Source organism: Pseudomonas sp. CFII64 (assembly GCF_000416235.1).
GTDB lineage: Bacteria > Pseudomonadota > Gammaproteobacteria > Pseudomonadales > Pseudomonadaceae > Aquipseudomonas.
In genome coordinates, this window is the sequence record NZ_ATLO01000025.1 from 1 (window position 1) to 22600 (window position 22600).

General features: G+C 60.7%; 22 protein-coding genes. 11 read left to right on the top strand and 11 right to left on the bottom strand.

Annotation, left to right across the window (positions count from 1 at the left end):
* Window positions 1-64: 64 nt before the first annotated feature.
* Entirely contained in the window at window positions 65-952 is an 888-nt protein-coding gene (gene rarD, locus CFII64_RS11000) for an EamA family transporter RarD (RefSeq protein WP_020290849.1), read from the bottom strand.
* 98 nt (window positions 953-1050) lie between these two features.
* The gene (locus CFII64_RS11005; protein WP_020290850.1) at window positions 1051-2025 is read right to left on the bottom strand and encodes a serine/threonine protein kinase; all 975 of its coding nucleotides are present in this window, start codon (window positions 2023-2025) and stop codon (window positions 1051-1053) included.
* 186 nt (window positions 2026-2211) lie between these two features.
* Here CFII64_RS11005 and CFII64_RS11010 point away from each other — a divergent pair, with 186 nt between their 5' ends.
* From CFII64_RS11010 to CFII64_RS11035, 6 genes are all read left to right on the top strand, one after another.
* Window positions 2212-3231: a LacI family DNA-binding transcriptional regulator gene (locus CFII64_RS11010; protein WP_020290851.1), complete on the top strand. Its 1020-nt coding sequence runs from the start codon at window positions 2212-2214 to the stop codon at window positions 3229-3231.
* Window positions 3215-4219, top strand: a complete 1005-nt coding sequence (locus CFII64_RS11015; RefSeq protein ID WP_020290852.1) for an ABC transporter substrate-binding protein — start codon at window positions 3215-3217, stop codon at window positions 4217-4219. Before CFII64_RS11010 ends, CFII64_RS11015 begins: the two co-directional genes overlap by 17 nt.
* A gap of 54 nt (window positions 4220-4273) precedes the next feature.
* On the top strand, window positions 4274-5086 hold the full coding sequence (locus tag CFII64_RS11020) for an iron ABC transporter permease (protein WP_044901309.1): 813 nt from the start codon (window positions 4274-4276) through the stop codon (window positions 5084-5086).
* Window positions 5083-5877, top strand: coding sequence for an ABC transporter permease (locus CFII64_RS11025; protein WP_020290854.1), 795 nt, complete (start codon window positions 5083-5085; stop codon window positions 5875-5877). The genes CFII64_RS11020 and CFII64_RS11025 overlap by 4 nt, the downstream gene beginning before the upstream one ends.
* Window positions 5874-6905 carry an ABC transporter ATP-binding protein gene (locus tag CFII64_RS11030; RefSeq protein ID WP_020290855.1) on the top strand — a complete coding sequence of 344 codons (1032 nt, stop codon included), beginning with the start codon at window positions 5874-5876 and terminating at the stop codon, window positions 6903-6905. The genes CFII64_RS11025 and CFII64_RS11030 overlap by 4 nt, the downstream gene beginning before the upstream one ends.
* A gap of 171 nt (window positions 6906-7076) precedes the next feature.
* A complete protein-coding gene (locus CFII64_RS11035; protein ID WP_020290856.1) occupies window positions 7077-7910 on the top strand; it encodes a phosphodiesterase in 834 nt (277 codons plus the stop codon).
* A 27-nt stretch (window positions 7911-7937) separates the two neighbouring features.
* Here CFII64_RS11035 and CFII64_RS11040 read toward each other — a convergent pair whose 3' ends face one another.
* The 6 genes from CFII64_RS11040 to CFII64_RS11065 form a co-directional block, all read right to left on the bottom strand.
* Window positions 7938-8558 (bottom strand): hypothetical protein, encoded by a 621-nt coding sequence (locus tag CFII64_RS11040; RefSeq protein WP_020290857.1) that lies wholly within the window; start codon window positions 8556-8558, stop codon window positions 7938-7940.
* Between the two features lie 67 nt (window positions 8559-8625).
* Window positions 8626-9243 (bottom strand): hypothetical protein, encoded by a 618-nt coding sequence (locus CFII64_RS11045; RefSeq protein ID WP_044901305.1) that lies wholly within the window; start codon window positions 9241-9243, stop codon window positions 8626-8628.
* Window positions 9240-10397 (bottom strand): DUF2515 family protein, encoded by a 1158-nt coding sequence (locus CFII64_RS11050; protein WP_020290859.1) that lies wholly within the window; start codon window positions 10395-10397, stop codon window positions 9240-9242. The genes CFII64_RS11045 and CFII64_RS11050 overlap by 4 nt, the downstream gene beginning before the upstream one ends.
* Before the next feature lie 282 nt (window positions 10398-10679).
* Entirely contained in the window at window positions 10680-12581 is a 1902-nt protein-coding gene (locus CFII64_RS11055; protein ID WP_020290860.1) for a PhoX family phosphatase, read from the bottom strand.
* 80 nt (window positions 12582-12661) lie between these two features.
* On the bottom strand, window positions 12662-13426 hold the full coding sequence (locus CFII64_RS11060; protein ID WP_020290861.1) for a TOBE domain-containing protein: 765 nt from the start codon (window positions 13424-13426) through the stop codon (window positions 12662-12664).
* A 428-nt stretch (window positions 13427-13854) separates the two neighbouring features.
* Window positions 13855-14595, bottom strand: a complete 741-nt coding sequence (locus CFII64_RS11065; RefSeq protein WP_020290862.1) for a ComF family protein — start codon at window positions 14593-14595, stop codon at window positions 13855-13857.
* 111 nt (window positions 14596-14706) lie between these two features.
* Between CFII64_RS11065 and bioB the strand changes: the two genes are divergently transcribed.
* From bioB to bioD, 5 genes are all read left to right on the top strand, one after another.
* Window positions 14707-15762 (top strand): biotin synthase BioB, encoded by a 1056-nt coding sequence (bioB, locus tag CFII64_RS11070; RefSeq protein WP_020290863.1) that lies wholly within the window; start codon window positions 14707-14709, stop codon window positions 15760-15762.
* Window positions 15763-15907: 145 nt separating this feature from the next.
* Window positions 15908-17098: an 8-amino-7-oxononanoate synthase gene (gene bioF / locus CFII64_RS11075; protein WP_020290864.1), complete on the top strand. Its 1191-nt coding sequence runs from the start codon at window positions 15908-15910 to the stop codon at window positions 17096-17098.
* Entirely contained in the window at window positions 17091-17822 is a 732-nt protein-coding gene (locus CFII64_RS11080; RefSeq protein WP_020290865.1) for an alpha/beta fold hydrolase, read from the top strand. Before bioF ends, CFII64_RS11080 begins: the two co-directional genes overlap by 8 nt.
* Window positions 17815-18627 (top strand): malonyl-ACP O-methyltransferase BioC, encoded by an 813-nt coding sequence (bioC, locus tag CFII64_RS11085; RefSeq protein ID WP_020290866.1) that lies wholly within the window; start codon window positions 17815-17817, stop codon window positions 18625-18627. Before CFII64_RS11080 ends, bioC begins: the two co-directional genes overlap by 8 nt.
* A gap of 28 nt (window positions 18628-18655) precedes the next feature.
* A complete protein-coding gene (gene bioD, locus CFII64_RS11090) occupies window positions 18656-19336 on the top strand; it encodes a dethiobiotin synthase (RefSeq protein ID WP_020290867.1) in 681 nt (226 codons plus the stop codon).
* A 35-nt stretch (window positions 19337-19371) separates the two neighbouring features.
* Here bioD and CFII64_RS11095 read toward each other — a convergent pair whose 3' ends face one another.
* From CFII64_RS11095 to CFII64_RS11105, 3 genes are read right to left on the bottom strand one after another with little or no spacing between them, the layout of a single operon-like run.
* Window positions 19372-20844: an aldehyde dehydrogenase family protein gene (locus tag CFII64_RS11095; protein WP_020290868.1), complete on the bottom strand. Its 1473-nt coding sequence runs from the start codon at window positions 20842-20844 to the stop codon at window positions 19372-19374.
* Window positions 20837-21655, bottom strand: coding sequence for an ABC transporter permease (locus CFII64_RS11100; RefSeq protein ID WP_020290869.1), 819 nt, complete (start codon window positions 21653-21655; stop codon window positions 20837-20839). Before CFII64_RS11100 ends, CFII64_RS11095 begins: the two co-directional genes overlap by 8 nt.
* 1 nt (window position 21656) lies before the next feature.
* Complete coding sequence (locus CFII64_RS11105) at window positions 21657-22589, bottom strand: ABC transporter permease (protein WP_020290870.1); 933 nt, start codon at window positions 22587-22589, stop codon at window positions 21657-21659.
* Between the last annotated feature and the right edge of the window lie 11 nt (window positions 22590-22600).

A 22600-nucleotide genomic window follows, 5' to 3' on the forward strand; every position in this document is an offset into this window, starting at 1 on the left:
GCCTGCTCCCGGCTAAAGCCGGTCCTACGGAGTGAGGTTCAATTCAACGAGTAGTGCGCCTTGATCAGCTTCGGCGGCGCATCGTCAGCCAGGCATCGACGCTGTAAATCGCCAGCCCGCTCCAGATGAAGGCGAAGGTGATCAGCGTGGCGGAGGTCAACTGCTCGCCGTACACCAGCACGGCCAGCGCCAGCACCAGCGTGGGGGCGATGTATTGCAGGAAACCCAGTGTCGTGTACGGCAAATGGCGCGCTGCGGCGTTGAAACACACTAAAGGCACCAAGGTGATCGGCCCGGCCGCCGCCAGCCAGAGCGCCTGGGATGTGGTCCAGAATTCCGCTTGCGCGGTGTGCGCCATGGGATTGAGCAGCAACCAGCCAGCGGCCAGCGGCACCAGCAACCAGGTTTCCACCACCAGCCCCGGCAACGCGGCAACCGGTGCTTTTTTGCGGATCAGTCCATAGCAGGCGAAGGACAGCGCGAGCGCCAGTGACACCCAAGGCAGGCTGCCAAAGTGCCAGACCTGCTGGGCAACGCCAGTCGCAGCCAGCGCCACCGCCAGCCATTGCAGGCGCCTGAGACGTTCGCCGAGCACCATCATCCCCAGCAACACGTTGACCAGCGGATTAATGTAGTAACCCAGGCTGGCTTCAACCATTCGCCCGTTGTTCACCGCCCAGACATACACCAGCCAGTTGCCTGCAATCAGCGAACCGCTCAGCGCGAGTACCGCCAGGCGTCGCGGATTCTCCCGCAGCTCGCGCCACCAACCCGGATGCTTCCAGACCATCAGCAGCAACGAGCCAGCCAACGCGGACCACAGCACCCGATTGACGATAATTTCCACCGAAGGCACGTCGGCAATGGCTTTGAAATAAAGGGGGAACAAGCCCCAGCAGATGTAGGCGCTCAGGCCGAGAATATACCCGCGACGCGGGTTGGCAACTTGCATAAGGGGTCCTGTTGGCAGGTTATTGTTACGTGCAAGATCGAAGGGGCGTTGTCATTCGCAACGTTGCCGCGCCTTGGCGAGCGCGGCACGCTGGATAATCAGAACAGCTTCAGCGGCTCCTCGTTGAGTGCCGACAACTGCTCGCGCAGGGCGAGAACCTGATCGCCCCAATAACGCTCGGTGCCGAACCACGGAAAACTGTGCGGGAACGCCGGGTCATCCCAGCGCCGCGCCAGCCAGGCGCTGTAATGCATCAGCCGCAGGGCGCGTAGCGGTTCGATCAGCGCCAGTTCCCGGGGATTGAAGTCGTGGAATTCGTTGTAGCCGTCCATCAATTCCGACAACTGCCCGAGGCATTCCTGACGATCCCCCGCCAGCATCATCCAGATGTCCTGCACAGCGGGGCCCATGCGACAGTCATCAAGGTCGACGATGTGAAACATCTCATCGCGCGCCATCATGTTGCCGGGGTGGCAGTCGCCATGCATGCGGATGTTCTGATGCGGCGTCGCGGCGTAGACATCTTCGACGCGCTTGAGCAGATCCTTGGCCACTGATTCGTAGGCCGGCAACAGGCTGCGCGGGATGCAGTTGTTGTTCAGCAGGAAATCCAGCGAGTCCTGACCAAAGTTTTTCACGGCCAGTGCTTCGCGATGCTGGAAGGGTTTGGTTGCGCCCACCGCATGAATCCGGCCCAGCAGTTGGCCGAGGCGATACAGCTGATCAAGATTGCCCGGCTCGGGAGCACGGCCACCGCGACGCGGGAAGAGGGTGAAGCGAAAGCCCGCGTGTTCAAACAGCGTCTGGCCGTTATGCACCATGGGCGCGACGACCGGGATGTCCACTTCCGCCAGCTCGAAGGTGAAGCTGTGTTCTTCGAGGATCGCTTCGTTGGTCCAGCGCTGCGGCCGATAGAACTTGGCGATCAGCGGCTGGCCGTCTTCGATGCCAACCTGATAGACGCGGTTCTCGTAGCTGTTGAGCGCGAGAATGCGGGCGTCACTGAGAAACCCGATGCTTTCAACGGCATCAAGGACCAGGTCCGGCGTAAGTGTTGCAAACGGGTGAGCCATGCTTACTCCTGCGCGCAGCAGGCTGCCGCGTCGGGCCCGTGATGGTAGCGCAGACCGGGGTCGCTTGGGTCGTTGGCTTTACAGCAAAGTCGCGCGCTGCAACCAAACTGTCATCGTTTGTTCGCTGTAACGCCATGTTGCGCGATTAATGTCACCGCCAATGAGATCGATCTCAAAGGCGCGAACATGAGTGATTTGAAAGAGGTGGCACAGCTGGCAGGCGTTTCCCGAGCGACTGCCGCGCGCGCCTTTGCTTCCCCCGACGTGGTACGTCCTGCGACACGCGACCAGGTGTTCGCCGCCGCCCGGCAGCTGGGTTTTCGACCCAATCGTCTCGGCCGCCAGCTGCGTCTGCAAACCACCAATCTGCTTGGCGTGATCGTGCCCAATCTGCTCAACCCGGTGTTCGCCGAGCAATTCCAGGCCATGGAACGCGCGGCCCGCGCCAAAGGCTACAACCTGTTGCTGGCAACCACCGACTACAGCAGCGAGCGCGAGAGTGCGGTCGTTGAAGAACTGCTGCGCCAGCGCGTCGATGGCCTGGTGCTGACCGTCACCGATGCCGAAAGCAATCGCGTCCTGGAAAGTCTGGTCAGCGAAGACACGCCGTTCGTGCTGGCGTATCACCAGCCGGGCAATCCGCAATACAGCGCTGTGTCTGTGGATAACCGCGCCGGTATGGCCTTGGCCACACGCTATCTGCTCGATTGCGGCCATCGCCGGATCGGCATGGTGGCCGGCCCCGCGTTGCAATCGGATCGCGCCCGCCTGCGTTACGCCGGGTATTGCGACGCCATGGTCGAGCGCGGCCTGCCAAGCCTGCCGGTGATCGAAATGCCTGCGCATACCCAAGCTGACTTCACCGTGATCGAGGCGGCATTGCGCGGCCCGAATGCGCCCAGCGCTTTGGTGTGCTCCAACGACTTGTTGGCGATCAGCCTGATTGCCGAATTGCGCCGCAACGGCTGGAGCGTTCCGGGCCAGCTTTCGGTCATCGGCTTTGACGGCATCGCCCTCGGCACTCAGATGCATCCGACGCTGTGCAGCGTCGTGCAACCCATTGCGACATTGGCCAGCACTGTGATCGATCAATTGCTGGCCCAAATTGCGGGTGCTGCACCGATTTCCCATTGCCTGCCTTGCCATATCCGGCCGGGTGAAAGTACACAGCCCTTCGAGGAGACGCTTCATGATCCGCTTCAGTAAAACTCTGGCCGTCCTGGCGTTGTGCGGCGTAGCCAGTCTGGCTCAGGCTGCCGAAACGGCAATTTGTTACAACTGCCCGCCGGAATGGGCGGATTGGGGCGCTCAGCTCAAGGCAATCGCCGACACCACCGGTGTGCAGGTGCCGCTGGACAACAAAAACTCCGGCCAATCGCTGGCGCAAATCGTCGCAGAAAAGGCCGCACCGGTTGCCGACGTGGTGTATTACGGCGTGACCTTTGGCTTGCAGGCGCAGAAAGCCGGCGTGGTCGGCACATACAAACCCAAGGGCTGGGAGCAGATTCCAGTTGGCTTGAAAGATCCGGCAGGCCACTGGTTCGCGATTCACTCCGGAACGTTGGGCATCATGGTCAACGTTGATGCGCTAGGTGGCTTGCCGGTTCCGCAAAGCTGGGCAGACCTGCTCAAGCCTGAATACAAAGGCATGGTCGGCTACCTCGATCCGTCCAGCGCCTTTGTCGGTTACGTGTCCGCCGTGGCGATCAACCAGGCCATGGGCGGCACGCTGGATAACTTCGGGCCGGCCATCAACTACTTCCAGAAACTGGCGAACAACTCGCCCATCGTGCCCAAGCAGACGGCTTATGCCCGAGTGCTGTCCGGCGAACTGCCGATTCTGGTCGACTACGATTTCAACGCCTATCGCGCTCGTTACAAGGACAAGGCCAACGTCGCGTTTGTGATCCCGCAAGAAGGCAGCATCAGCGTGCCGTACGTGATGAGCATCGTCGACAACGCGCCACATCGGGCCAATGCCGAGAAAGTGCTGGATTTCACCCTCTCCGATCAAGGCCAGGCGTTGTGGGCCAAGGCTTACTTGCGTCCGGTGCGTGACGTGAAAATCCCTGCGGATGTGGCCGCGCAATTCCTTCCGGACAACGATTATGCCCGCGCCGGAGTGGTGAATTACGAGCACATGGCGGCGGTGCAGGAAGCGTTCGCCGCGCGCTATTTGAGTGAGGTCAAGTAAGTGACCGTTTCGGTTCTGAAGGCTCAGGCCGCGGGTTCGGGCAGACGCGCATTTTTGCGCCTGCGTCCGACGGCGGCCTGGGCGCTGGCTCCGGCATTCGCGGTGCTGTTCGCCTTCTGGCTACTGCCATTGGCGCACCTGATTTTGCTCGGCGGCGAAGAGCGCGACGGCAGCAGTGGTTACTGGCAAGTGCTGAGCAGCGCGCAATATCTGGGCAGCCTGGCGCAGACCTGCGTGCTGGCTTTGGTGGTGACGCTTGCGGCGTTGCTGGTCGGTGGCATCAGCGGGGTGTTTCTCGCCCGCCAACGGTTTTTCGGCCGCTCGGCGCTGGTCGCCCTGTTGACCTTTCCGCTGGCGTTTCCCGGCGTGGTTGTGGGGTTTCTGGTGATTCTGCTGGCGGGGCGTCAAGGCTTGTTCGCCCTGCTGGGCATGGAATTGGCGGGGGAGCGCTGGATATTTGCTTACTCGCTGACCGGCCTGTTCATCGGCTATCTGTACTTCTCGATTCCACGGGTGATCCTCACGGTGATGGCGGCGTGTGAAAGTCTCGATCGCAGCCTGGAAGAAGCCGCCCATTCCCTGGGTGCCGGGCACTGGCGAGTGGTTTGCGATGTGATCGTGCCGGGCCTTGCGCCTGCGTTGGTGTCCTGCGGCGCAATCTGTTTCGCGACGTCCATGGGCGCGTTCGGCACCGCCTTCACGCTGGGCACCCGGCTCAACGTAACGCCGATTGCGATCTATAACGTGTTCACCAATTACGCGAATTTCGCCGTTGCTGCGGCGTTGTCGGTGGTGCTGGGCGCGGTGACCTGGGCGGTGCTGTTGCTGGCGCGGCGTCTGGTGAAAAACTCGGGGACTGTGCTGTGAAGCGTTCCACACTGTTTATCGCGCAGCTGCTGTTTACCTTGCTGGTCTGCGCCTTCATGTTGGTGCCGGTGGTCATGTCTTTGCTGGCCGGGCTGACGCGCAATTATTTTCAGGGTCTGTCCAGCGGGTTGACCTTCGATTGGCTGATTCAAGTCTGGCAGGCGTACTCGCCCACGGTCTGGCTGTCGCTGCAACTGGCGCTGGCCTGCGCGGTGTGTGTCTGCGTGATTGGCGTGCCGGCGGCTTACGCGCTGGTGCGCATGAACAATCGGTTCAGCCGCGCCTTCGAAGAACTGATGGTCCTGCCCGTGGCGATGCCCGGTCTGGCCAGCGCCCTGGCGTTGCTGCTGACTTATGGCCAGTTCGGCGGATTTCGCAGCAGTTGGTTGTTCATTCTGGTTGGTCACGTGTTGTTCACGCTGCCGTTTCTGGTGCGCCCGGTCATGGCGGTGATGCAGCGTCAGCATTTGCCCACGCTGGAAGAGGCTGCTGCGAGTCTGGGCGCCGGTCCGATCAAGCGCTTCTTCAGCGTTGTGGTGCCCAATTGCCGCGCCGGGATTCTCGCCGGGGTGTTGATGGTCGTCACCTTGTCGTTGGGTGAATTCAACCTGACCTGGATGCTGCACACGCCCATGACCAAAACCCTGCCGGTGGGTCTGGCCGACAGCTATGCGTCGGCGCGGCTGGAAGTCGCCAGCGCCTACACCCTCATATTTCTGCTGATGATCGTGCCGCTGTTGATTGCGTTGCAGGCCATCAGTGCCCGTCTTTCCCGTGGAGAGAGTCGATGACCGGAACCACCATTCGCCTGCAGGGCTGTCGCAAGGCATTCGCTGACGGCACCGTCGCCGTTCAGGACCTGAACCTGACCATCGAGCCTGGGGAAACCCTCGCGATTCTCGGCCCGTCCGGCTGCGGTAAAACCACCACGTTGCGGTTGATCGCCGGGCTGGAGAGTCCTGATCTCGGCCAGGTTTTTTTCGACGACACGGATGTCACGCGTCTGCCTATCGAAAAGCGCGATGTCGGCATGGTGTTCCAGAATTACGCGTTGTTCCCGAATCTGGACGTGGCCGGCAACATTGTTTACGGCTTGAAGATTCGCGGCATGTCACCCGCCGAGCGCAACAAGCGCTGTGCCGAATTGTTGGAACTGGTCGGTTTGCAGGAGCACGGCAAGCGCAGCATTCATGAGTTGTCTGGCGGCCAACGGCAGCGGGTCGCCCTGGCGCGTGCGTTGGCGCCCCGACCTCGGGTACTGCTGCTCGACGAACCGCTGGCGGCCCTCGACGCGCAGTTGCGTGAGCGGTTGCGCAGCGAGCTGGACCAGCTGCTGCGCGGGCTTGGCATCACTGCCGTATTCGTCACCCACGATCAGGGCGAAGCCATGGCCTTGGGCGACCGCATCCTGGTGATGGAGCAAGGCCGAGTCGCGCAACTGGCGACCCCGCGAGAAATTTATCAACAGCCGGCCAACGCCTTCGTCGCCGGTTTTGTCGGCAATCTCAATGCATTTACCGTGGACAGTCGCACGGCTAATGGCCTGAAAGTCAGCGGCGGCGAGCTGCCGTGGACGGGATCGAACCTGCCCTCAACCGTGTATTGCCGGCCGGAACATCTGCGGGTGATGGACGGCGAAGGTCACGTGCGCGGGCGTCTGGTCGGGCAGTTTTTCCAGGGCGCGCAGAGTCGCCTGTTGGTGGACGTCGGGGCCGCGCAGCCGTTGCTGGTCGACAGCACCGACAACGTCATTCATCTGCCGGGCGCGATGATTGCCCTGGCGGTCGAGCCGCAGGTGTTGTTTACCCTGCATTCGTAGCGCTTTCGCCCCAAACACAGACCCGTAGGACTGGCTTTAGCCGGGAGCAAAGGTTTCCGCCGCCGCTACTGCCGTGAATGTACCGGCCCTCTCCCGGCTGAAGCCGGTCCTACGAGCCGGCCCTACAAGATTTGCGTTCAATCAGGGCATTCATTTTTTTGAGAGTTTATTTTGAACCCCCCATTCCTCATTGCGCAGATCAGCGATCTGCACCTTAAAGCCGGTCAGAAACTGACCTACGGAATCGTCGATACCTTGGGCGCATTACGTCGCGCAGTGGATCATCTGAACGCCAGCGTGCCGCGCCCCGATGTTGTGGTCATCAGCGGCGATCTGGTGGACTTCGGTCGCCCTGACGAATACGCCGTGCTGCATCCGCAACTCAATCGGCTGCACATGCCGTTTTATCTGGTGCCGGGCAATCATGATGATCGCGAGCACTTGCTGGCTGAATTTGCCGATCAGGCGTATCTGCCGATCAATCACGACAAGCCGCTGGACTGGGTTGTCGAGGACTATCCGGTGCGGCTGATCGGCCTGGACACCAGCATTCCCGGCTCTCACGGCGGGCAACTGACGGAGAGTCAGTTGCTCTGGCTTGATGAACATCTGGCGCAACGCCCCAACGCGCCGACCTTGTTGATTCTGCATCACCCGCCGTTCATCACCGGCATCGGGCACATGGACCGCGAGCCGTTCATCAATGGGGCTGAGTTTGAGAAAGTCATTGCGCGGCATCCGCAAGTCGAGCGCTTGCTCTGCGGGCATTTGCATCGTCCGATGCAGCGGCGTTTCGGCGGCAGTATCAGCTGCATCTGCCCCGGCACTTCCCATCAGATCGTGCTCGATCTACAGGAAGACGCCCCGGCACATTTCAATCTGGAGCCAGCGGGTTATTTGCTGCACCGCTGGCATCCCGTGGAAGGCCTGGTCACCCATAACTCGGTGTTCGGTGAGTATCCGGGGCCGTATCCGTTTTATGACGGGAATGGGTTGATTGATTGAGGGTCCGAGCAAGGCTCATGGCGCAGGTCAAGGCTTTCTCCATGCGTGAGCAAGCTCCAGCGTGATGAGGTAACGCTCCTCTGTGGGGCGCTTGTCGTCCCGGAAGCGATTGGCCACCAACATCACCTGATACTTGTCTCCCGCCGGCCAGTAGGCCGTGCCGCCTTTATTGACGTCGCGCAATCGGGCACGCCATTGCGGCGTGTCGGCGAACGAGGGAAAGGTGCCGGTCAGGATTGGGTGCCAGCCAGCGTTGCGCCACTGCTCCTGTAAATCCAGCACGATCTTGAGCGTGTCGTCGAGCAGAAGCGGCTCGATTTGGGGGGACATGCGGACATTGCCGACCATCCCTTTAGCATCAAAGCTTATGGTGAAGAAGCGCGCTTGCGGTGTAACGAAGCCGTATTGGATGTCCATAAAGCGCAGGCGCGCATCTGAATCCGTCTGTCGCCCCCAATTGATTCCAGCAATAGCCGGGTCGATGTTAGCGCTGGAGCGCTGGCGCATGTCTTCCCAAGGCTCACCAATTTTCAGCGCGATTTCCACATCCCTTGATTGATACCAGAGCTGAACCGCGCCTAATGCAAGGAACACAGCGAGGGTCAGCGCCGCACTGGTTCGTCTTGATTGGAGCCAAGTGAGACTCATCGCGCGGCCATGCCAGCAGCGATGTTAAAAATCGTCAGCCCGAAAACGTGGCGTATCAAGGCGCAGGTCAAGGTTCGACCCACGGTTTAGCAAGCGCCAGCGTGATGAGGTAACGCTCCTCCGTGGGGCGCTTGTCGTCCCGGAAACGATTAACCCCCAGCATTACCTGATACTTGTCGCCCGCCTGCCAGTAGGCCGTGCCGCCTTTATTGACGTCGCGCAATCGGGCACGCCATTGCGGCGTGTCGGCGAATGAGGGAAAGGTGCCGGTCAGGATTGGATGCCAGCCAGCGTTGTGCCACTGCTCCTGTAAATCCAGCAGGATCTTGAGCGTGTCGTCGAGCAGAAGCGGCTCGATTTGGGGGGACATGCGGACTCCGTTTACAACACCCAGAACATAACCGATCGTAAAAAAACGAGCGGGTGGCGTTTCGAATGCGTATTGCGAGTCGGTGAAACGCAGGCGCGCGTCGGATTTCGGCACGCCGAACGCAATTTCATTAGGTATCGCGGGAGCTATTTTCGCGCTGGAGCGTTGGCGCATTTCTTCCCAAGGCTCGCCAATGTTTAGGGCGATTTCCACATCCCTTGATTGATACCAGAGCTGAGAGGCGCCTAATGCAAGGAACGCAGCGAGCGTTAGCGCCGCACCGGTTCGTCTTGATAAGGACTGGGCAACGCTCATCGCACACCATAGCCAGCAGCGATGTCCTGAATCGCCTGTTGAATCAGTGGTCGCTGGGGACCATTGAGCAGCTCATCAAACTGAGCTGCAGCTCTGAGCACAAAGGCCATGCGCTGTTTGATATCGGACAAATCGGCAAACGGATTGTTGCCAAAGCCAATGGTGCGTCCATCGTCTAACCGTCCGCACTGGCTGGCCAGTGTCAGCTCGATAGGCTCCGCAACGTGGCGCGGCAAGCTGGTGATATACGACAAATGATTGCCACGCAACAGACTCACTAATTTCGAGTCACTGTACATTGCTGGTTGCAGAATATTTCGTTGCTCATGATCAGCCAGGAATTTAACGCTCTCGGCAACATTGCCCGCCTCGATTGCCTCAAAGGCTTGCAGAATTTCTGGGTAGTCGATACCAAACCTCAGCCTCTCCTGCCCAACCGGCCAGAGCACCGGAAACTTTTCATGCCCATAGATGTTCTGGCGTAAACGCAGGCATTGTTTGAATTCTTTCCAGCCACGTTTCGCGTAGAACGCGTGCAACGGAAACACGTCCAGGAACAGCGACGTGTTGCCCATCGCCATCATTTCGTAAACGTGTTCGTACTGCTGCTGCATTAGCGACAATGGCTCGCTGTCGCGTCTGATATCGATACCTGGGACCGGATTGTTACGGCGAGCTTCATCCAGATCACGCACAGCCTGTTCGTCATTCTTGCTGATGCTGAACAGGCCGGGGATATCCAGAATAGATTCGCCGCCGCTGGTGAGGCGTTGCGCCGCTTCATGCTCGGTTTGAATATTCTCGATGGCGTTGGACGCATGCAGCAGGCCGCACCCGACTTGTTTGGAGGCGAAAGCGGCGAGCCCCGCCCATTGGAAGCGGTTGTCGTGCAACCAGAGCCTTGCGTAGGCGGCGTTGATGGCGCGGTTACGTTCTTTTGGGTTTTCAATCAGTTTCCCGCCTGGGGCCACGATTTCTTCGGCTTCTCGCTGGTATACACGCCAGATGCCTTCACCGGTCAGTATTGATACTTCAATGAATTCTGACCGTTGATCGTAGAGGTCGAGAATTTTGATCTCGCACTCCGAGATGGGAAGGGTGTTCTGGTTCAGTGCCTGTGTATCAATCTCGTGGTCTTTGAAACATTGAGTCATCGGGATCCCCAGCTAAATGCTCATCGCGCAGAAAGCCAAAGACTCAACACAAAGGAATTAAGGGGAAATAGGACGTTTCCGAGAGTCAGGTGGGAAAAGGATATTCGAGAGGAATTGTGGCTTTGAGTGCGGTGTGGGCCCTATCCGTTTTATGACGGGAATGGGTTGATTGATTGAGGAGGCGAAATCCGTAGGAGCGAACTTGTTCGCGAGACGATATTCCTGATTACGCAGGACCAAGGTCTCGCCAACAAGTTGGCTCCTACAGCGGGTTAGCTACGATCAAGCGCCGATCACGCCGCCATCCTCCCGGGTAATCACCATCACCGACGAACGCGGTTTGCCGTCTGGCAGGTGTTCGGGGAAGGTCGAGCCGCCGTTTTCGCCGGGGTGCTGGATGCCGATGAACAGCGTCTTGTAATCCGGTGCGAAGCTGATGCCGGTGACTTCGCAGCCAATCGGGCCGACCATGAAGCGGCGAATCTCGCCGCTGTCCGGATCGGCGCAGAGCATCTGGTTGTTGCCCATGCCAGCGAAATCACCCTTGTTGGTGGAATCGCCGTCGGTCTGGATCCACAGGCGACCGGCCTGATCGAAACTCAGTCCGTCCGGACTGTTGAACATATTTTGCGCATTGATATTGCTGGAGCCGCCCTGAGGTTTGCCGCTGTGGACGCTCGGGTTGCCCGCGACCACGAACAGATCCCAGTCGAATGCCATGGCCGAGGCATTACCCTCGTTTTCCGCCCAGCGCAGGATTTGTCCGTACTGGTTTTTCGCACGCGGGTTCGGTCCACCAACCGGTTGACCATCGTCGCCGCGCTTGGCGTTGTTGGTCAGCGTGCAATACACCTGACCATCCTTGGGGCTGACCACGATCCATTCCGGGCGGTCCATGCGCGTTGCTTTCACGACGCTGGCGGCCAGACGCGCGTGAATCAACACTTCAGCCTGGTTGGCAAAACCTGCGGCAGCATCCAGGCCGTTTTTGCCGTGGGTCAGTTCGATCCACTCGCCTTTGCCTTTTGGCCGATCCGGATTGCCGTCGCCGTTATCGAAACGGGCGACATACAGCGTGCCGTGATCGAGCAGGTTGCGGTTGGCTTTCGGGTCGTTGTGATTGATCTTGTCGCGGCTGATGAATTTGTAGATGAACTCGCCGCGCTCGTCGTCGCCCATGTACACCACTGCGCGGCCACCTTTGGTTTCGGCCAGGGCAGCGTTTTCGTGTTTGAAGCGACCCAGCGCGGTGCGTTTGACCGGCGTGGATTTCGGGTCGAACGGATCGATTTCCACGACCCAGCCGTGGCGGTTCAGCTCGTTGGGATTTTTCGCCAGATCGAAGCGTGGGTCGTGGTGGTGCCAGTTGATTTCTTTGCTGGCGGCGACTGCGCCGTAACGCTTGATGCCTGCGTCGAATTTCTGTTCGGCATCGCTGCTGCCGAAACAGTCAGTGAAGTTTTCTTCGCAGGTCAGATAAGTGCCCCACGGCGTCTTGCCGTTGGCGCAGTTCTGGAACGTGCCGAGCACCTTTTTACCGGTGCTGTCAGCGGCGGTTTTCAGCCAGTCGTGCCCGGCAGCCGGGCCGCTCAGGTTGATCGGCGTGTTGCCGTGGATGCGGCGGTTGTATTTCGAGTCCTGCACGAACTGCCACTTGCCGTCCTTGTGCTGGACTTCGATCACCGACACGCCTTCGCTGGCCAGCGCCTTACGCACTTCCTCGGCGGATTGCGGGTCCTTGCCGTGATCGAACAGGTAGCGGTAATTGGTGTATTCGTTGTTGATCGCCATCAGGGCGCGATCCGGTTTGCCCGGCATCGGGAACAGGCTCATGCCGTCGTTGTTGTCGCCGAACTGCACTTCCTGCGCCTCGGCGCTGCCTTTGCCGCTGGCATCGAACGCCGGACCGCCGCTGTGCAGCGGTTGGCCCCAACTGATCAGAACCGATGACGTGTAGCCCGGTGGCAAGCTGATGCTGTCGGCGGTAGCGGCGGGAATGCTGTCGAAGCCCAGCAAGGTGCCGGAGGCGGCGCTGACACTGGCGGCGATGGTGCTGCGGCTCAGCAGGTTACCGCCGAGGAACATGGCGGCACCGCACAAGGCGCCCGCGCTGATGAAGCCTCGACGAGTGAGGCCGACCATGTTTTCCAGATCGGTGGTTTGATTTTCTTCTAATAGTTTCATCATCACGGCTCCCAGCAGATGTGGCAGCTACCTTAGTCAGGCTTTATGACGAAAACATGTCGGAAGGGTGACGCGTTGCGCTACTGCGCCGTGCCCAGCAGAACCAGCGAAGGGGCAAATTGCGCCTGCACCGGGCTGCCGACAACCAGCTTCAGCGCGGCAAGCTGCGCGGGCTCGGCCAGCGAGCACAATGTCTGGCCGCTGGGCAGGGCGATGCGCACTTCGCTGGGGCCGTCCTCGGCGGCCAGAATTTCCTCGATGGTGCCGTGCAGGGAATTGTGTCCAGTTGTTGCGGACTGATCCGGGCCTAGCAAACTTAGCCATCCGGCTTTGATCAGTGCGACGACATCGGTGCCGATTGTCAGGTCCAGGCGCAGCGTGCTGTCGTGGGTGATCTGCGCCTCGATGAACAACTCGCCAGCCAGACGCAGGCGCACCAGGTCGTTGTGGCCGTGGGCGCTGATCCCTTCGATTCGGCCGAGCAGTTGATTGCGCGCGCTGGTGCGCAAGGACAGACGAGTGAGCAATTCCAGGTCGGTGCTTTCTTCGGTGGCCTCCAGCACCTGGGCCTGCAAGGCTTGCAGGCGATGATAAAGGCGCAAGACGCGCTCGCCTTCAGCGGAAAGTTTCGCGCCGCCGCCACCTCGTCCGCCAACGCTGCGCTCGACCAAAGGCTTCTGCGCCAGGTTGTTCAGTTCATCGATGGCATCCCACGCCGCCTTGTAACTCAGCCCCGCGCTTTTTGCCGCACGAGTGATCGAGCCTTGCTCGGCGATGTGCTGCAACAACACGATGCGCTGCGGGCGACGGACCATGTGTTGGGTGAGCAAGGCAGGAAGGGGCATGGGCGCGGCCTTTTGTTTGATGATGAGGGTGAGTGTAAGGCATCGATCAACCTGTACAGACTGTGTGAAACCTACTGCGCTCGACAATACTGCGTTAAAAACAGGCGAAAAATGCTCATTTAGAACACCTGGACTCCGCTTTTTCGCCTGTTTTTGCCTTGTCTTGTCTTCGCTCGTGACGTTTTCACACAGTCTGTGTAGGAGCCAACTTGTTGGCGAGACTTTGGTCCTGCGTTGTCAGGAGTATCGTCTCGCGAATGAATTCGCTCCTACACAGACTGTGTGAAAACTACTGCGCTCGGCAATACTGCGTTAAAAACAGGCGGAAAATGCTCATTTAGAACACCTAGACTCCGCTTTTCCGCCTGTTTTTGCCTTGTCTTGCCTTCGCTCGTGACGTTTTCACACAGTCTGTACAGGTAGGTATTTCAAGCCTGGGTGTTTGGCTTGGGCGTCCTTGCCAGGCAATAAACATCCACCCGCAGCGCGCCAGCCTTTATCAGCAGCTGGGCGATGGCATCGGCGGTGGAGCCGGTGGTCAGCACGTCATCGATCAACGCCACATGCCGGCCGGCGAATTTCTCGGCATCGACCAAAGCAAAGGCACCCCGCAGATTGCGCTTGCGGGCTTTGGCATCCAGGCCTTGCTGCGCCGGGGTTTCCCGGGTGCGGATCAGCAAGCGGTCTTGCACGGGCAGCTGCAATTGTTGGCCGAGCCAGTCGGCGAGCATTGCCGCCTGGTTATAACCGCGCTGGCGCATTCGTTTGGTCGCGAGCGGCACCGGCAGCAGCAGGTCTGGCTTGGGTTGGCCTTCGTCGAAACGGTGTTGCAGGAATTGCCCGAGCAGTTCGCTCAGCAGGCGGCCCATGGGCCAGTTGCCCTGATGCTTGAAGCGCGTCACCAGGCTGTCCACGGGAAAGTCATAAAGCCACGGCACCAAGACTTCATCAAACGCGGGGGGATGGTTGAAACATTGCGCGCAGCTCAGATCAGCCATCGCCAAGGGCAGGGCGCAATGCCGACATTGATCGCCCAGCCACGGCAGCTCGGCTTCGCAAGGCACGCAGATGGCAAACAGTGCATCGGTACGTTCATCGCACAGCAGACAGGTTTGTTTGTTTTTTAACCAGATGTAAACCGCGTGTTGGCTTTGTGGTTGACAGCGCATGACTCTTCCTTAAATATGCCGAACATCCGTGTCGCGCCTGTGGACTTTAAGCGTTTGCATAATGCTGAGCCGCCGGTCGCCTGCTAAAAGAAAAACCCGAGGAGCCGCCCGATGAGCGCCAGCACCACCGCCACTTTGCGTCATGACTGGAATTTAGCCGAGGTTAGGGCGCTGTTCGTACAGCCTTTCAATGACCTGTTGTTTCAGGCGCAAACCGTGCACCGCGCTCACTTCGACGCCAACCGCGTGCAAGTCTCGACTCTGTTGTCGATCAAGACCGGCGCCTGCCCTGAAGACTGCAAGTACTGCCCGCAGTCCGGCCACTACAACACCGGTCTTGAAAAAGAAAAACTGCTCGAAGTGCAGAAGGTTCTCGAAGAGGCCGCCCGCGCCAAGGCGATTGGCTCGACGCGCTTTTGCATGGGCGCGGCCTGGAAACATCCTTCGGCCAAAGACATGCCTTACGTGCTGGAAATGGTCAAAGGCGTGAAAGCCCTGGGCCTGGAAACCTGCATGACCCTGGGTCGTCTGGATCAAGACCAAACCGAGGCGCTGGCTTCGGCGGGGCTGGATTACTACAACCACAACCTCGACACGTCGCCGGAGTTCTACAGCAGCATCATCACCACCCGTACTTACGGCGAGCGCCTGCAAACTCTGGCCTACGTGCGTGATTCGGGGATGAAAATCTGCTCCGGCGGCATTCTCGGCATGGGCGAATCCCTCGACGATCGCGCCAATCTGCTGATCCAGCTGGCCAATCTGCCAGAGCACCCGGAATCGGTGCCGATCAACATGCTGGTCAAGGTTGCCGGTACGCCGCTGGAAAACGCCGAAGACATCGACCCGTTCGACTTCATCCGCATGCTCGCCGTAGCGCGCATCCTGATGCCGCAATCTCACGTGCGGCTGTCGGCCGGTCGCGAAGCCATGAACGAGCAAATGCAGGCGCTGGCGTTCTTCGCCGGGGCCAACTCGATTTTCTATGGCGACAAATTGCTCACCACCGCCAACCCGCAAGCCGACAAGGACATGCTGTTGTTCTCGCGCCTGGGCATCAAACCCGAGGCCCGCGAGGAACACGCTGACGAAGTGCATCAGGCTGCTATTGAGCAGGCGCTGGTCGAACAGAAGAGCAGCGCGCAGTTTTATAACGCTGCGGTTTGATTCGCTGACGAACGGCAACTCCTGCCTGTGGGACCGGCTTTAGCCGGGAAGGCGCCTATGCTGACGCAAAGAATGCGTTGGATGTACTGGCCCTCTCCCGACTGAAGCCGGTCCTACGGGAGTTTAAATTTCCCCCGAGGCCTGCATGTCCTTCGATCTTCTCGCACGTCTCGCTGCCCGCCGTGCTGACAATCTCTATCGCCAGCGCCCGTTGCTGCAAAGCCCGCAAGGGCCTGAGGTGGTAGTGGATGGGCAGCCGCTGCTGGCGTTCTGCAACAACGATTATCTGGGCCTGGCCAATCATCCCGAGGTGATCGCCGCGTGGCAGGCCGGTGCCGAGAAATGGGGCGTTGGCGGCGGTTCTTCGCATCTGGTGATCGGCCACAGCGGCCCGCACCACGAACTCGAACTGGCGCTGGCGGACATGACCGGCCGGCCGCGGGCGCTGCTGTTTTCCAATGGCTACATGGCCAACCTCGGTGCCGTGACGGCGCTGGTCGGGCAGGGCGATACGGTGCTGGAAGACCGGCTCAATCACGCTTCGCTGCTGGACGCCGGTTTGCTCAGTGGCGCGCGGTTTTCCCGTTATCTGCATAACGACGCCGAGAGCCTTGCCGCGCGTCTGCAGAAAGCCAGCGGCGACACGCTGGTGGTCACCGATGGCGTGTTCAGCATGGATGGCGATCTGGCGGACCTGCCTGCGCTGGCGCAAACGTCGAAGGCCAAAGGCGCCTGGCTGATGGTCGACGACGCGCACGGCTTCGGCCCGCTGGGTGCCAATGGTGGCGGCATCGTTGAGCATTTCGGTCTGGGCATCGATGACGTGCCGGTGTTGATCGGCACGCTGGGTAAGGCGTTCGGCACGGCCGGGGCGTTTGTGGCCGGCAGCGAAGAGCTGATCGAAAGCATGATTCAGTTTTCCCGCCCTTACATTTACACCACCAGCCAGCCACCGGGCCTGGCCTGCGCGACGCTGAAAAGCCTTGAGCTGCTGCGCACCGAACATTGGCGCCGTGAGCACCTGGCCCGCTTGATCGCCCAGTTTCGCAGCGGTGCCGAACAGATCGGCCTGACCCTGCTGGACAGCTTCACGCCGATCCAGCCGATCCTGATCGGCGATGCCGGTCGCGCCATGCGCCTGTCGCAGATGTTGCGTGACTGCGGCGTGCTGGTGACGGCGATCCGGCCGCCCACCGTGCCTGCGGGCAGCGCGCGTTTGCGGGTGACCTTTTCCGCCGCCCACACGCAGGCGCAAGTGCAGCTATTGTTGAATGCATTGGCGCAGTGTTACCCGCTGCTGGATAAGCGCGATTCGGTGGAGCCACATCATGCGTGATCAGTTGATCCTGCTACCCGGTTGGGGTTTGGGCATTTCGCCGCTGGAGCCATTGGCCGCTGCCTTGCGTGGCCTGGACGAGCATCTGCGCGTGGAAATCGAGCCGCTGCCGGAGCTGGAAAGCAGCGATCCGCAGGAATGGCTCGATGAACTGGACGCCAATCTGCCGGACAACGCCTGGCTGGGCGGCTGGTCGTTGGGTGGCATGTTGGCCGCCGAACTGGCGGCGCGGCGCGGCGAGCGTTGCTGCGGGCTGGTGACGCTGGCGAGCAATACCTGTTTCGTGACGCGCGGCGCCTGGCCCAACGCTATGGCGGCGGGGGATTTCGACGCGTTCCTGGCCGGTTGCATTGACGATCCTGATGGCACGCTCAAGCGATTCAGTTTGTTGTGCGCCCAAGGTGCTGAAGATCCGCGCGGCATTTCGCGCCTGCTCAAGGCCGGCGCACCTCACGGTTCGACGAGTGCGCTGATCCACGGCCTGCAATTGCTGGAACAACTGGATACCCGCAGCGCCCTGCAGACATTTCGCGGCCCGCAGCTGCATCTGTTTGCCGGGCTTGATGCGTTCGTGCCCGCTGAAGCAGCGGGCGATTTGCTGGCGCTGTTACCTGACGTCGAAGTTGGCGTCATCGAGCAGGCCAGCCACGCTTTCCTCCTGGAAAATCCTCACGGTGTCGCGGCGGCGATCCAGGCGTTTTTACATGAGTCCGGTGATGACTGATTTATCCCATCCGAGGTTGCCGGGCGGTTTGCCTGACAAGCGCCAGGTAGCCGCATCGTTTTCCCGCGCGGCGGGCAGTTACGACAGCGTCGCCCAGTTGCAGCGCGACGTGGGCAGTGAGCTGCTGTCGCGTTTACCGCAGGATTTGCAGCCGCAACGCTGGCTCGATCTGGGCTGCGGCACCGGTTATTTCAGCCGGGCGTTGAGCGAAAAATTCCCCCAGGGCCACGGCGTGGCGCTGGATATTGCCGAAGGCATGTTGCGTCATGCACAGCCTTTGGGTGGTGCCGAACATTTTGTCGCTGGCGATGCCGAGCGCTTGCCGTTGCGCGATGCCAGCTGCGAGCTGATTTTCTCCAGTCTGGCGGTGCAGTGGTGCGCGGATTTTGCCGCAGTGCTCAGCGAAGCCAGGCGGGTGTTGCAGCCTGGCGGGGTGTTCGCTTTCGCCAGTCTGTGCGTCGGTACGCTGTATGAGCTGCGTGACAGCTGGCAAACGGTCGACGGTCTGGTGCACGTCAATCGCTTCCGGCAATTGCAGGATTATCAGCGGTTGTGCGAGTTGAGCGGGTTGCGCCTAAGCTCTCTGCAGGTGCAGCCGCATGTTCTGCATTACCCGGACGTTCGCAACCTGACCCACGAGCTGAAAGCCCTGGGCGCGCACAATCTCAATCCGGGCAGGCCAGGCGGCTTGACCGGCCGCGCGCGGATACTGGCGCTGATCGACGCTTACGAGCGCTTCCGTCAGCCCGAAGGCTTGCCGGCGACGTATCAGGTGGTTTACACCGTGCTGGAAAAAAGCCGGTGAACTTAGGATGCAGCAGAGGAATGCCGAGATGAGCCGTGCGTACTTCATCGCGGGAACCGATACCGATGTGGGTAAAACCACGGTCGCCGCTGGCCTGTTGTATGCCGCGCGACAGGCAGGATTGAGCACGGTAGCGGGCAAACCGGTTGCCTCCGGCAGCGCAGTGACGCCCAATGGTTTGCGCAACGACGACGCGCTGGCGCTGCTGGCGCAATGCTCGGTCGCCGTGAGTTACGACGAGGTCAACCCCGTCGCCTTCGAACCCGCCATCGCTCCCCATCTGGCAGCGCGGGAGGCGGGCGTGGCGTTGACGGTGCAAGGGCTGCTTAAACCGATGCGTCTGCTGCTGGCGCGCAATGCCGATTTCAGCCTGATCGAAGGCGCTGGCGGCTGGCGCGTGCCGTTGGCGGATCAGGCCAACCTGTCCGATCTTGCCGTCGCGCTGCAATTGCCGGTGATTCTGGTGGTTGGCGTGCGTCTGGGGTGCATTAATCACGCGCTGCTCAGCGCCGAGGCCATTGCCCAGGACGGGCTGCAACTGGCCGGTTGGGTCGCCAATATCGTCGACGCCAAAACCTCGCGCCTGGAAGAAAATCTCGCGACCCTCGCCGAACGCCTGCCCGCGCCCTGCCTGGGCCGCGTGCCCCGCCTGAAGAAACCCAGCGCCGAAGCGGTGGCGGAGTATCTGCATCTGGAGTTGCTGGATTAGTCCTTCCTATTGCTACCGGATCTGTCGTCGCGGGTTCATTTCAAATACCAACCCCAAGGCTCTTCGCCGAGGTATTCGGTGATTTGTTTGACCTCCAGGTAATTGTCCAGACCCCATTGGCCCAGTTCGCGGCCGATGCCGCTGTGTTTCATGCCGCCCCAGGGCGCTTCGACGAAGGTCGGTTGTGAGCAGTTGACCCAGATGATCCCGGCGCGCAGCTGGTTGGCCACGCGGGTGGCGCGTTGTGGATCGGCGCTCATCACGGCGGCGGCAAGGCCGAAGCGGCTGGCGTTGGCCATTTGCAGCGCTTGCTGTTCATGCTTGAAGCGTTTGATGCACAGCACCGGGCCAAAGATTTCTTCGCGCCAGACGATGCTGTTTTCGGCCGGCTCGTCGAAAATTGCCGGCTCCATGAAATAACCCTGCGCCAGATGCTTTGGACGTTTGCCGCCGGTCAGCAGCTTCGCGCCGCTGGCCTGGCCTTGGTCGATAAAGCCCAGCACCTTCTCGTATTGGCTCTTGCTCACCAGCGGGCCTAGCAACACGCCCGGTTCCATGCCGGGGCCGATGGTGATTTTGCGTGTCTCCTCGACCAGTTTTTCGATGAGGCGCGGCGCGATGTTTTCCTGAACCAACAAGCGCGACGTGGCGCTGCACACCTGGCCCTGATTCCAGAAAATCCCGAACAGAATCCATTCCACCGCCGCCTCGACATCCGCGTCATCAAACACGATGAACGCCGATTTGCCGCCCAGCTCCAGGCTGATGTTCTTGATGTCGCTGGCCGCCGCCGACATGATTTTCGCCCCGGTGGGCACGCTGCCGGTGAAGGCCAGTTTGTCGACGCCGGGATGCAGCGTCAGCGGGCTTCCTGCATCACTGCCCAGCCCGGTGACGACGTTAAGTACGCCAGCGGGCAAACCGATGCGGTCGGCGGCGGCGGCCAGTTCCAGAGCGGTCAGCGGCGTCAGTTCCGACGGTTTCAACACCACGGTTGCGCCAGCGGCCAGCGCGGGAGCGACTTTCCAGGCGGCCATCAGCAGCGGGTAATTCCACGGAATGATCTGCCCGGCGACGCCAATCGGCTCAAGGCGCGTGCGACAGCGAAAACGCGCGTCCGGCAACGCGAGCGGCTGATCCTGCCGGCCGTCCAGCTCCCGCGCGAGGCCTGCGTAATAGCGAAAACAGCCAATCGCGTCGGCGATGTCCCATTGCGCTTCGGGCAGCGGCTTGCCGTTATCGCTGACCTCCAGCCGGGCGATGCTGTCCTGACTGTTTTGCAGCTCGTCGGCCAGGGTTTCCAGCCACACCGCACGCTCGGCGCCGCTGCTCTGGCTCCAGCCACTGTCGAATGCCCGACGTGCAGCGCGCACCGCATGATCGATATCTTCCTCGGTGCCTGCCGCGACCCGTTGCAACGTCTGCTCGGTCGCCGGATCGATGACATCCAGATAACCGCCCAGGTCCGGGCTGACCCACTCGCCGTTGATGTACAACTGATCACGCATGTGAGGCTCCTGTGCGACGGTTCTGCAAGTAACGGGAAGTGAACAGCAGGGCCAGCGACACGCAGATGATCACCGTGGAAACCGCGTTGATCTCAGGCGTCACGCCCCGGCGGATCGAGGAAAAGATGTAGATCGGCAAGGTGGTTTCCGGGCCGGCGACAAAGAACGCGATGATGAAATCGTCGAAGCTGAAGGTGAACGCCAGCAGGAAGCCGGCCAGGATCGCCGGAGTGATTTGCGGCAAGGTCACGCGCCAGAAGGTTTCCAGCGGCGGTGCATACAAGTCGGCGGAGGCTTCCTGCAACGCTTTGTCCAGCGAATCCACCCGGCTGCGCACGATGACCATGACCAGCGCCATGGTGAACAACGAATGCGCGGCGATCACCGTGAAGAAGCCCATGTTCAGGCGCGGCATGCCCGGAATAAGGCTGGCGAGCAACGGGTTGAGGACATCGAACAGACTGATGAAGGCGATCAGCGTCGAGATGCCGATGACGATGCCGGGAATGATGATCGAGCAATAGGTCAGCACGTCGAACAGAAGGCGGACCTTGCGTCCGGCGCGTTGTAGGCCGAACACCGCCAAGGTGCCGAACAACGTCGCCAGCACCGCCGAACAGGTGGCGATCATCGCGCTGTTGCCCAACGCTTCCATGATGAACGGGTTGCTGAACGCGCGGCCGAACCACTGCACCGAGCAGCATTCGAAGGCCAGCCCGCTGCGCCCGGCGTTGAAACTGAACAGCATGATCAGCGCAATCGGCGCGTACAGGAACAGGTACAGCGAGGTGGAATAGCTGCGTAGCCACATGTCACAAGGCTCCATCGCCGGGGGTGCCGCCGTAGCGTTTCACCAGTTTCAGGTAGACGCCGATGATCGCCAGCATGATGGCCACCAGCGTCATCGCCAGAGCGCTACCAAACGGCCAGTTGCGCGATTGCAGGAACAGGTCGACCAGTGCATTGCCGACGAAGAACACTTTGCCGCCGCCGAGAATCGCCGGGATCAGGAACTCGCCCATCAACAGGATGAACACCAGCATGACCCCGGTGATGATTCCCGGTGCCGACAGCGGCAAGGTGATGCGCCGAAAGCTTTCGAACGCGCTGGCGCCCAGATCGGCGGAGGCTTCGAGCAGGCGTTTGTCGAGTTTTTCCAGGCTGACATAGATCGGGAACACCATCAGCGGCAAGTAGCCATAGACGATGCCGATCAACACCGCCGTCGGCGTGTTGATCAAGCGCACGCCGTCCAGCCCGAGGCTGGCGAGCATGGCCGGAATGCCTTTGCCGCTGAGGATGAAAATCCACGCGTAGGTGCGAATCAGGAAGCTGGTCCAGAACGGCACGATCACCAGCGTCAACAGCAGCGCGCGATTCTTGCCGGCGCGCACCGCCAGGAAATAGGCCAGCGGATACGCTGCCAGTAAACACACCAGCGTCCCCAGCGGCGCCATTGTCAGCGTATTGCTGAACGCAGCGGCCCGGGAACTCAGGTTTAAGTAGTTGGCGAGCGTCAGGCCGCCGGCATAACCGCCGACAGCACTGCGCTCACCAAAGCTGAACACCAGAATGATCAACAGCGGCATCACCAACAGCAGCAAGAACCACAGGGTCGACGGCAGCAACATCAGCATCGTGATGCGTCGCCGCAGACTGCGGCGTTTGCCCTCGGCCTGGGCGAGTTGCGCAGGCGAGGCGTCGGCTTCATCAAGAAGCGTTTCGGATGAGGCAACGGCGTTCATGGACGGGTCCT